The 11,254-nt window shown below is 65.2% G+C and carries 10 protein-coding genes; 1 reads left to right on the top strand and 9 read right to left on the bottom strand.

All coding sequences use genetic code 11. From position 1 onward, the window contains the following. The 7 genes from EN780_RS17650 to EN780_RS17615 all read right to left on the bottom strand — a co-directional run. On the bottom strand, positions 1-454 hold a 454-nt coding region (locus EN780_RS17650), incomplete at its 3' end, for an FGGY family carbohydrate kinase (protein ID WP_245500002.1). Between the two features lie 19 nt (positions 455-473). Beyond that, positions 474-1,796, bottom strand: a complete 1,323-nt coding sequence (locus tag EN780_RS17645; RefSeq protein WP_128274846.1) for a homoserine dehydrogenase — start codon at positions 1,794-1,796, stop codon at positions 474-476. 293 nt (positions 1,797-2,089) lie between these two features. Continuing rightward, entirely contained in the window at positions 2,090-3,196 is a 1,107-nt protein-coding gene (locus EN780_RS17640) for a mandelate racemase/muconate lactonizing enzyme family protein (protein ID WP_128274845.1), read from the bottom strand. A 26-nt stretch (positions 3,197-3,222) separates the two neighbouring features. Beyond that, positions 3,223-3,915, bottom strand: coding sequence for a GntR family transcriptional regulator (locus tag EN780_RS17635; RefSeq protein WP_128274844.1), 693 nt, complete (start codon positions 3,913-3,915; stop codon positions 3,223-3,225). A 310-nt stretch (positions 3,916-4,225) separates the two neighbouring features. Continuing rightward, positions 4,226-5,380: an efflux RND transporter periplasmic adaptor subunit gene (locus EN780_RS17625; protein ID WP_128274843.1), complete on the bottom strand. Its 1,155-nt coding sequence runs from the start codon at positions 5,378-5,380 to the stop codon at positions 4,226-4,228. A 15-nt stretch (positions 5,381-5,395) separates the two neighbouring features. Continuing rightward, positions 5,396-8,584: a multidrug efflux RND transporter permease subunit gene (locus EN780_RS17620; RefSeq protein ID WP_128274842.1), complete on the bottom strand. Its 3,189-nt coding sequence runs from the start codon at positions 8,582-8,584 to the stop codon at positions 5,396-5,398. Continuing rightward, entirely contained in the window at positions 8,578-8,868 is a 291-nt protein-coding gene (locus EN780_RS17615; RefSeq protein WP_245500001.1) for a hypothetical protein, read from the bottom strand. Before EN780_RS17615 ends, EN780_RS17620 begins: the two co-directional genes overlap by 7 nt. 215 nt (positions 8,869-9,083) lie before the next feature. On the opposite strand from EN780_RS17615, the gene EN780_RS17610 reads away from it, so the two are divergent. Beyond that, entirely contained in the window at positions 9,084-9,665 is a 582-nt protein-coding gene (locus tag EN780_RS17610) for a TetR/AcrR family transcriptional regulator (protein WP_127286709.1), read from the top strand. Between the two features lie 282 nt (positions 9,666-9,947). Here EN780_RS17610 and EN780_RS17605 read toward each other — a convergent pair whose 3' ends face one another. Continuing rightward, positions 9,948-10,154 carry a hypothetical protein gene (locus tag EN780_RS17605; protein WP_128274841.1) on the bottom strand — a complete coding sequence of 69 codons (207 nt, stop codon included), beginning with the start codon at positions 10,152-10,154 and terminating at the stop codon, positions 9,948-9,950. Positions 10,155-10,180: 26 nt separating this feature from the next. Next, complete coding sequence (locus EN780_RS17600) at positions 10,181-11,227, bottom strand: fumarylacetoacetate hydrolase family protein (protein ID WP_245500003.1); 1,047 nt, start codon at positions 11,225-11,227, stop codon at positions 10,181-10,183. Between the last annotated feature and the right edge of the window lie 27 nt (positions 11,228-11,254).

Genomic DNA, 11,254 nt, shown 5'->3' with positions numbered 1-11,254 from the left:
CTGCCTGGCCAAGCGCCTGCGGCCGATGTTCTGCAAGCCAGGCGAGCGCATAGAGCGCCGGCGTCGGATCCGGCGGTTTGCCGCTCCAGTCGCGGATCGCCTCGCGGCCGAGCTCGGCCGAAAGCCGCGCCACTTGCGGGCGGGCGCGCTCGTCCAGCCACAGGATCGCCGGGATGAGCGGCTTGCCGGCAGCGTCGATCAGGGTGAACGTCTCGCGCTGGTGGGCGATGGAAATCGCCACCACGCGCGAGCCGCCGACCTTGCCTGCGACCTGCTTCAGCGCGGCAAGCAGCGCCGCCCACCAATGCTCGGCGTCCTGTTCGAAATGGCCGGGCGCAGGGTTGGACAGCGGGTAGGTTTCGCGCGCCTGGAACAGTTCCGCCCCGTTCCGCGCGAAAGCGATCGCCTTCACGGCCGTCGTCGAGGCGTCGATCCCGATTACGACATCGTCCATCAGGCGGGGATCCGGGAGGTCAGGCGGCGTTGGTGACGAACCGTCCGTCCGACTGGTCGAGACGACGGCGGATCTGGGTTATCACCATCGAATCGTCGGGTACACAGTTTTCATAGGTGAGGAAGTCGCCGGCCTTCACTGGCTTCACCACCTTGGCGCGTTCGGCGAGCCCGAGCGGCAGTGCCCCCCTGGCGCGCGCGTCCTCCCATGTCATGGCGAAGCCGCGATAGTCGTTCTCGCCGATCATGCCGAGCGACTGGCCGGCGCCGAGGTTGCTCTTGGCGACCGCCACGGCTTCCGCCACCGGATGGTCGAGCGGCTCCATGTCGGCGCGCTTGTAGACCACGGCGCGCGCCGCCGACAGCGGCACTTCCAGGCTGGTCAGGTGATAGGGGCGGAAGATCGTGAAATAGGGGCCCTTGCCGACCTTGAGGTCGATCATGCGCTCCAGCACGCGCGGATGCCTGGTCTCGATGATGCAGAACACGCCGGGCGCCACGCCCTTGCCGATCGAATAGTCGACCACGCCCTTGCGATGCAGCACGCCGCCATCCTCGCGCGGACAGAGCACGTTGGCGAGTTCGTCAAGCGTCGCGGTCGGGCCGTGCATGCCCGGCACGTCAGGCACCAGGCCGGTGGCGTTGGCGATCGCCACCATCTCGATCGCCGTCTTCGAGCCGTCGACGAACTCGACCAGCATGCGCGCGTTCATGTTGCGCTCGCTGGCCTCCTTCTCGTAGTCGGCCGGCACGGCGTCGAACTTCAGCGGATTGTTCTTGCCCTTGCCGGCGGCAACGATGTTGAAGCCGAGGCTCTTGGCGAAGCCGATGATCTCCAGCGTGCAGGCGGGCTCGTCGCCGGCGGCGCCGGTGTAGACCACGCCAGCCTTGCGCGCCTCTTCCTTGAGGAAGCGGCCGATGGTGATGTCGGCCTCGACATTGAGCATGACGATGTGCTTGCCGTTCTTCATCACTTCGAGCGCGAACAGCGTGCCGATGTTGGGGTTGCCGGTGGCGTCGATGATGACGTCGATGCGGCCGGCGGCAGCAAGCGCATGCAGATCCTCGGTGACGGCGATCTTGCCGGCCTCGATGGCACGGTCGATGGCAGAGGCGTTGGGCGCCTGGACGATGTCGGAGAGGTCATGGCCGGCAAGCAGCGCCGCGTCGATCGCCGCTTGCGGACGCACCTCGGAAATGGCGCCGATGCGCATGCCCGGCATAAGTGCTACCTGAACGACGATGTCGGTGCCCATCTGCCCGGCGCCGGCGAGACCGATGATGATCGGCCCCTGCTTTTCAGCGCGCTGCAGGAGTTCCGCTGCGAATTGCGGATGGGACATATAGCTTCCTCCGGTCCTTGGCGCGCCGCTGCGCCGGGATGATTATCATGAACATTCCTATTTCCAATTGAAAAATATTTCAACCGGCATTTGGGCAGATGCTGCGGGAATCCGATTTGCAGACGCCGGTGCAGCGGCAATGCCGGACCTTCGATGTCGGCAGGGCGCATTCGTGAGGGATTTTGTCGGGCGTTTTGGGCCAAAATCGACGCCTTCAGCACGAATAGTGCTGAGTGTCTCAACAAGCGCTCAACCTGGAACCGGCGTCGCCGATATGCGGCGGATCTTCATCTTCAGCCGCCGATCTCGAAGAACGGTTTGCCGAGCAGGTCCGGCACCACGTCGATCCCGAGGCCAGGCCCGTCGGGGATGCCCATGCGGCTGCCGGTCACCGGCGGTTTGTTCGAGGCGGTGCGCACCGTCACCCATTCGTGGAAGGCGATGGCGTGCAGCCGCCGCTCCTCCGGTGTCGACAGCGACAGATGCGCCATGGCGGCCGTGTCGATCTCTGCGCCGCCGGTGTCCTCGACCGTGATCATGAAGCCGAGGTCGACTGCGACGTCGCGGATCTGCCGCGTCCTGGTGACGCCGCCCAGCCGCGAGATCTTCAGCGTCAGCCCGTCGGCCGCGCCCCGGCGGTGAATTTCCAGCATCTCCTCCAGCGAGGTGACGGATTCGTCGAGCACCATCGGCTTGTCGAGCATGCGGCGCACCGACATGTTCTCGTCGAGCGTCGTGCAGGGCTGCTCGAACGTGTAGTCGATGGCGCGCGTCGCATCGGCGAACTGGCGCGCCTGGTAGGGTGTCCAGCCGGCATTGGCGTCGCAGAAGATCACCGTGCCCTTTGGTACGGCGGCGGCGACCGTCGTCACGCGCTCGATGTCGTCGCGGACATTGCCGCCGACCTTGACCTGCAGCCGGTGGTAGCCCTCGGCGACGATGCGCCTGGCGAGCGCGGCCATCTGGTCGAGCGTGCCGTGCGTGACGACCCTGTAGAGCTCCGCCGTCTCGCTCTCGCGGCCACCGAGCATCGTCACCAGCGGCACGTCCGCGGCGCGCGCCGCGAGGTCCCAGCAGGCCATGTCGAACGCCGACTTGATGTAGGGATGACCCTTGAACACCGTGTCCATCAGCCGGCCGATGCCGGCAAGGCCGCGCGGATCCTGGCCGATCAGATGCGGCGCGATTTCCGGCACGCCCGCGCGCGTTCCCGCCGGAAACGCCGCCGAGTAGAAATTGCCGAGCGGCGCCATCTCGCCCCAGCCGGTCACGCCGCTGTCGGAGGTGATGGCGACGATCACCGCGTCGAAGCAGTCGGCCACGCGCCCCTTCGACATCCGGTAGGGCCCGTCCACGAAGGGCTGCACGACATGGTAGGCCTTGATGCTGTTGATCTTCACGTTGTCGTCCATTGTCTGCGGGATGATCAGGCGCCTTTCGAGGCGCGCTTTTCGAGGCTGCGCGCATAGGCGAGAAGCTCTTCGAAATCGAGGTCGATATGCTCGCGCGCATGGCGTTGGGCGGCGCGCATGTCGTTGCCCTTGAGCAGGCGCACATAGGTCTCGTGCACATCCTCCGCGGGCACCGGCTCGGCGCGCGCCTGCTGATGCAGCGCGAAATACATCTGCAGCCGGCTGGTGAGGCGCTGCCAGGTTTCCAAAAGCACAGAATTGTCGGCCCATTCGTAGATCAGGCCATGCAATTGCAGCGCCGTCTCGATCTGGCGCGTGGTGTCGAGCGCACGCGTCGCCTGCTTGACCGTCTCGTGGCGGCGGTCGAGCTCGTCGAAGAAGCGCTGGTCGCGCAGCGGCCAGGTGCACTCGATGGCGAATTCATCGAGCACCTTGTTGAGCGAATAGGCGTCGATGATGTCCTTGGCGGTGACATCGATGACGAAGGTGCCGGCGTAGGGAATGCTGGTCAGGATGCCTTCCTGGACCAGCTCGCGCATCGCCTCGCGCAGCGGCGCGCGGCTTACCCGCATCTGTTCGGAAATCCTGAGCTCGTTGAGCTTCTGCCCCGGCTCCAGCTGGCCGGTCAGGATGGCGCGCCGCAACAGCGCGACGATCTCCGCCCTGCGCGTCGTATCCGCGATCGGACTGAAATCCAGCTTCGCCATGCGCCCACTCCGGATGAACCATTGGAAGACAAACAGATTGTCGACAATCTAACAAGAGGCAATTTGCGAATTCCGAAATTTCTGTCGATGGCTCAGGCCGCGCGTCAATCATGGCCGGGGCCGATCTCGAAGCGGGGCGCCTGATCGCGCTGTCGTCGGTCGCGGTGCGCCTCGGCCAGCCCTATTGCGCCTTCATGCTGCCGGCAAAGGCCGAGCGTGCCGACATCGCCGGCTGGTCGCCTTGCTCAACAAAACGGCGCCCTCGACGTGGGAGTCGAGGGCGCCGCGGGACCGGGACTGATGGGGGTTATCAGCTGGCCGGTTTTTGTTGCGGCAACGGCGAGACGGGCATGCCGGGGCCGATCTTCTGCAGGTTGCCGGTGATCACCTGGTCGCCTTCGGCAACGCCGCTCAGGACGGCCACCTGGTCGCCATTGACCGGGCCGAGCGACACCATGCGCTGGTCGACCGTATTGCCCTTGCCGACCACGTAGAGGTACTTGCCGAGCTGGCTGGAGCCGAGCGCCACCTGCGGGACCATCAGCGTGTCGGGCTGCTCCTTCACATGCAGCCGGACACGAACATACTGGCCGGGCAGCAACGAGAACTTCGCATTGCCGATCGTCGCCCGCGCCGTGATGGTGCCGGTCGAATGATCGATCGTGTTGTCGATGAAGGTCAGTTCGCCCTTCTGGCTGGGTTCCGTCTGACCCGGCAACAGAACATCGACGGCGATCGGGCCGGCCGCCTTGGCCGCCTCGATCTCAACCAGATCCGTCTCGCTCGGATTGAAGGTGACGTAGATCGGATCGAGCTGCACCAGCGTGTTGAGCACCGTGCCGGCGACGCTGACCAGCGTGCCGACCGAAGCCTGGTTGCGGCCGATGCGCCCCGGGAACGGCGCCTTGATCTCCGCATAGCCGAGGTTGAGCTCGGCGGTGCGGAGCGCCGCCCTGTCGACCGCAAGCGCCGCCTCGGCCGCGCGCAAGGTGCTGGTGCGCTGGTCGAAGCTGTCCTTGGCGAGGTAGCCGCTCTTGGCGAGCTCGGTGCCGCGACCGAGATTGGAGCGCGCGTAGTCGAGCGTCGCCGTGTCACGCTCGATCTCGGCCTTCGCCTGGTCGAGTGCGGCCTGATAGTCCTCCGGCGCGATCCGGTAGAGCAGGTCGCCCTGCTTGACGTCGCTGCCGTCGGCGGCAGCCTGCTCCTGCAGATAGCCGGGCACGCGGGCCTGCAGCGTGATGCTGCGGATCGACTCGACGCGCGCGGCATAGTCGAGATAGATCGGAATGGTCTTCTTGACGACGTTCACCACCGGCACCGGCATCACGAAGGCCGCCGGCGCGGGCGCCGCGCCGGCCGTGCCGGCATTGAGGCTCAAGCTGCCCATGTCGAGCAGATGGACGCTGGCCATCGAAATTGCGCCGAGCGCCACAGCCGTTCCCAAAGCGATTTTCCATTTACGCATTTTGGTCTCCAAATCCTATTCGGCCGCTTCAGCCAGGCGCAGGGGCGCCGGCTCGGCAGTCGGTTCAATATGCTCTTGTTCATGTTCCGCGGCGGGTTCGCTCCGCTCACGGCGCTCGCGCAACTGCTCGATCACCGCGTAGAAGACCGGCACGAACACCAGCGACAGCACCGTCGCCGCCACCATGCCGCCGAAGACGGTGGTGCCGATCGACTGGCGGCTGGCCGCACCCGCGCCGGTGGCGTACATCAGCGGCAGCACGCCGAGGATGAAGGCGAAGGCCGTCATCAGGATCGGCCTGAGCCTCAGCCGCGCGGCTTCCATCGCCGCCTCGACGATGCTGAGGCCTTCCTCGCGCCGTCGCCTTGCGAACTCGACGATCAGGATCGCGTTCTTCGCCGCCAGGCCGATCAGCATGACGAAGCCGATCTGCGAGTAGACGTCGATCTGCATGCCGCGCAGCAACAGCACCGCGAAGGCGCCGAACAAGGCGAGCGGCACGGCGAGCAGCACCATGAACGGCATTGCCCAGCTTTCATACTGCGCCGCCAGGATCAGGAAGACGAAGACGATTGCCAGGCCGAACACGATCGAGGCGATCGAGCCTGCCTTGAGCTCCTGATAGGTGATGCCGGTCCATTCATAGCCGAAATCCCTGGGCAGGACATTTGCCGCGGCGCGTTCCATCGCCGCCACCGCCTGTCCGGACGAGAAGCCGGGGGCGGCGCCGCCATTGATCAGGGCCGACGCATTGTTGTTGTAGTGGGGCACCGTCTCGGGCCCGACGATCGGCACCAGTTTGCCCAGCGTGCTCAGCGGCACCATGCCGCCCGACGAATTGCGCACATAGAGCCGCGAGATGTCGGCCGCACCGGCGCGCGCATCCTTGTCGGCCTGGATCGTCACCCGGAAGGTGCGGCCGAACAGGTTGAAGTCGTTGACGTAGAGCGAGCCGAGATAGATCTGCAGCGTGTTGAACACGTCGGGCAGGTTGAGGCCGAGGAGCTTCGCCTTGCTGCGGTCGAGGTCGTAGTTGAACTGCGGCGTCGAGGTCGAGAAGGACGAGAACAGCTGCTGCGGATTGAGCTCGGGCTGCTTGCGCGCCTCGGCGAGCAAAGCCTGGGTGACGTCGTTAAGCGCAGCACTTCCGCGACCGGACAGGTCCTCGACCTGGAACTCGAAGCCGCCGGTGGTGCCGAGGCCCGGGATAGAAGGCGGGTCGAAGGAGAGCGCGAAGGCTTCCGGCATTTGCAGCAGCTTGCCGCGCACCTGCTCGACGAGCTTGGAGGCACTCTGGTCGGGCCCGCGCTCGTCCCATGGCTTTAGGATGGCGAACTCCACCGCCGAGTTCGACTGCGCGGCGCTGGTCAGGAAGTTCAGGCCGCTGATCGATCCGACGATGTCGACGCCGGGCGTGTTCTGCAGGATGTCGCGCGCCTTCTCGGCCACCGCATCGGTGCGCTCCAGCGAGGCGCCGTCGGGCAGCTGGATGACGACGAAGAAATAGCCCTGATCCTCGACGGGGAGGAAGGTTGAGGGCAATTTCTGCCAGACGAAATAGGTCGCGACGAGACCGGCCGCGAACAGGCCGAGCATGATCCAGCGCAGCCTGATCAGGATGCGCACGCCGTTCGCATAGGCATGCGACAGCCAGTCGAAGCCAGCATTGAACCAGCGGAACAAGAAGAACTGCGTCTCGCCGCGATGGCGCAGGAATGCGGCACTCAGCGCCGGGCTCAGCGTCAGCGAGTTGAAAGCCGAGATGCCGACGGAGATCGCCACGGTGAGCGCGAACTGGTTGTAGAGCTTGCCCGAGACGCCGGGGATGAAGGCGACCGGAATGAACACCGCCATCAGCACCGCGGTGGTGGCGATGATCGGTCCCGTCACTTCCGCCATCGCCGCGCGCGTGGCTGCCAGCGGTTTGAGGCCGGCCTCGAGCTGTCGCTCGACATTTTCCACCACCACGATCGCGTCGTCGACGACGAGGCCGATCGCGAGCACCATGCCGAGCAGCGACAGCATGTTGAGCGAGAAGCCCAGCATGTACATCACCGCCAGCGTCGCGATCAGCGACACCGGGATGGCGATGGTCGGGATGATGGTGGTGCGCCAGCTTTGCAGGAAGATGAACACCACCGCCACGACCAGCACCAGCGCTTCGCCGAGCGTGATCAGCACGTCATGCATCGAGGCCGACACGAAGCGCGTCGTATCGTAGTGCATTCCGTATTTGACGCCTTTCGGGAAGCGCGCCGACAGCTCCTGCATCTTGTCCTTGACCCGCTGCTGCAGGTCGAGCGCGTTGGAGCCCGGCATCTGGTAGACGGCGAGCACCACCGTCGGGTCCTTGCCGAAGAAGGCGGAGGAGGAATATTGCAATGCGCCGAGCTCGATGCGCGCGACGTCGCGCAAGCGCACCAGCGAGCCGTTCGCCGGGTCGGCGCGCACGACGATTTCGCCGAATTCCTTCGGGTCGCTCAGGCGGCCGACGGCGTTGACCTGCATCTCGAAAGCGGTGCCGGCAGGCGCCGGCGACTGGCCGATCTTGCCGGCCGCCACCTGCACGTTCTGTTCGGCGATCGCGTTCTGCACGTCGACGGCGGTGATGCCGAGATTGGCCAGCTTGTCGGGATCGAGCCAGACGCGCATCGAATAGCGCCGCTCGCCGAAGATCTGCACGTCGCCGACGCCGGGCAGGCGCTTCAGCGGATCGACCACCTGCAGATAGGCGAGGTTGCTCAGCGCCACCGGATCGACCGAGCCGTCCGGCGAGGTGAGGTCGACGATGAGCACGAAATTGGGGTTCTGCTTCTTGATCGTCACGCCGCTTTGGTTGACGATCGCCGGCAGCGAGGATGCGGCCTGCGAGACGCGGTTCTGGACGTCGACGGCGGCGGTGCTCAGCGGATAGCCGACATCGAAGGTGATGGTGATGGTCGAGGAGCCGTCGTTCGAGCTCGTCGACGACATGTAGGTCATGCCCTGCACGCCGTTGATCTGCTGCTCGAGCGGCGTGGTCACGGTGTCGGCCACGACCTGCGCGCTGGCGCCCGGATAGTGGGCGCTGACCACCACCTGCGGCGGCGTGATGTCGGGGAACTGCGAGACCGGCAGTAGGAAATAAGCGATCGCACCGGCGAGCATCATGATGATGGCGATCGCCGATGCGAAAATCGGGCGCTGGACGAAGAAGTTCACCATGACACGCAGGCCTCGTTGAATGCTTTTGCTTCGCCAAACGCGTTGGCGATCCTGGACAACTGCCGGCTGCGCGCCGCGCCTGAATCTTCCAGGAAACGCGGCAGTGCCTTGCGGTCCGGCGCCTGCGTGGCCGCCTTCGAACGCAGCATCGCCTCGAGGCTGCGCGGATCGACCCGGTCCGCCATCATCACCAGCCGGATCATCGGATCCCGGATGGCCTCGTCGATCGTCAGGTCTTTGCGCTTCTGCATAGGAGCGGCTCCTTGCTTGCGGTCCGCATCCAAATGATCGCGAACCGTTTTCTCGTCTTCACCGGCCGAAGCCGCATGACAGGCAGGTTTCTGGCCCTATCTCACTCTGGCAGGACCGATCGGCGGGTCTTGTCGTTGACGCGGAGAGACATAGGTGTTACCAGTAAGTAACATTCCGGAAGTTACAGACCGGTAACACCCTAGTCAAGAGGTGGCCGAGGGTTTTTTGGAAACGAAAGGAGATCATGATGGCAGACGGCGTCGTGGAGCGCTCTCGCCCCCGGGATCGGATCCTGGAGACGGCGCAGGACATGTTCCACAAGCACGGCATCAAGGGTGTTGGCGTCGACGCCATCACCGAGGCCGCCGGCACCAACAAGATGACGCTCTACCGTCACTTCGAATCCAAGGACGACCTGATCATCGAATGCCTGCGCGCCACGGCGGCCAAGGCCGCAGCGATATGGGACGCATTCGAGGCCGAGCACCCGGGCGACAAGCTGGCGCAGCTGCACGCCTGGGTCCGCAAGGTCTCCGAGATGCTCACTGCCGACAGCCGCGGCTGCGACATGGCCAATGCCGCCGTCGAGCTCAGCGAGACCGATCATCCGGCCAGGCGCGTCATCAAGGAGCTGAAGGAAGCCCAGCGCGAACGCCTGGTCAGCCTTTGCCGCGATGCCGGCGTCGGCCAGGCAGAGCTTCTTGCCGATACGCTGTCGCTGCTGCTCGAAGGCGCGCGTGTCTCGATGCAGAGCGTCGGCGCCGAGGGTCCGAGCGCGCAGTTCGTGCGCATGGCGGAAGGGCTGATCGCGTCCTTCAGAGCGCGCTGACAGCAGGGCCCGTCTCCCGTCCGCAACGGCAGGAACAAAAAAAGCCCGCTGCCGGGAGGAGGAGGCAGCGGGCTCGATTTCGAATGCGGCACGGGAGGAGGTGTACCGCATTCACCGTCGGCATCACATCTGGGAGGAGGAGAAGGCCGACACCCGGATATCTACTGATTGCTTAACGATTCGGCAACCATGAAACTTGCATAGCTGATGTGCAGAATTGCCGCACCGTTTGCCAATCATCCGACAAATCTGGATAAAGCAGCCTTGTTGCGGCGCGCTAACCTATTGAACCGGAACGTTTTCCTTGAAGATCAATCGCGGCCCAGTTTGGGCGAGGTAAGGTAGTCGAGCGAGGCTCAGCCGCGGCCCGTTCTGCCTGCGCTCCGCGCGCCGGCCGCGCCAGATCCTGCCCAGCCAGTCGACCAGAACGACGAAGCCGCCCAAGCGTTTGGCGACGTTGCGCACGGAGATCGGCGGCGAATCGGACATGATGAAGGCCGGTTCTTGCAGGGTTGTCAGATCAGGCCGGCCCTGGCGAGGTCGCGCATCAGATGGCTGGCGCCATAGGTCCAGTGCGGGCAATCCGGTGACAGGCGCACACGGTTGACCAGCGCGCCGAGCTTCTCCGACGAGATGGTGACGATGTCGCCGACCTTGTGGGTGAAGCCCTTGCCCTTCTCGCCGCGATCCTTCGACGGTACGAACATGGTGCCGAGATAGAGCGCCAGCCCGTCCGGATACTGGTGATGCGGCCCCATCGCTGCCTTGACCAGCTCCTCCGGCGAGCGGCTGATCTCGGCCATCGAGCTTGCGCCCTCCAGCGCGAACCCGTCCTCGCCCTCGACGCTGAGCCGCACCGTGGCGCGCTTCACGTCGGCGATGGAAAACGTCTCGTCGAACAGCCGGATGAAGGGACCGAGCGCTGCGGACGCGTTGTTGTCCTTGGCCTTGCCCAAGAGCAGCGCCGAGCGCCCCTCGACGTCGCGCAAATTGACGTCGTTGCCGAGCGTGGCGCCGACAATGCGGCCGGTGCTGTCGGCGATCATGGCGATCTCCGGCTCCGGATTGTTCCAGGTGGAGACCGGGTGCAGGCCGACATCGGCGCCGAAGCCGACAGATGCCATCGGCTGGCATTTGGTGAAGATTTCGGCGTCCGGGCCGATGCCTACCTCCAGATATTGCGACCAGGCGCCGCGCGAAATCAGCTTGGCCTTGATCTCCATCGCTTCCGGCGAGCCGGGCTTCAGCTTCGACAGATCGTGGCCTATCAGGCCGGCGATGTCGGCGCGGATGGCATCGGCCTTCTCCGCCGAGCCGCGCGCCTGTTCTTCGATGACGCGCTCGAGCAGGCTGACGACGAAGGTGACGCCGGAAGCCTTCACCGCCTGCAGGTCGGCGGGGGAGAGCAGGAACGGCTTCTTCGCGTCGCGCTCTGCCTCGAAACTGTTGGCGGCGATGTCTTCAAGCGCGCCGATCGGCTTGCCCTTGGCGGAGCGGACATAGCCGGCCGGGTCAGGCAACTCGCAGAGGTCGCGCACGGTTGGAGCGGCGCTCGACGTGATGTCGAAGACCGTGCGCGACCTCTGCGA

This window comes from Mesorhizobium sp. M4B.F.Ca.ET.089.01.1.1, assembly GCF_004022605.1.
In the GTDB taxonomy this organism is placed as follows: Bacteria; Pseudomonadota; Alphaproteobacteria; order Rhizobiales; family Rhizobiaceae; genus Mesorhizobium; species Mesorhizobium abyssinicae.
Note: the sequence above shows the minus strand (reverse complement) of the source record. Positions and strands in the feature narration are given on the sequence as shown.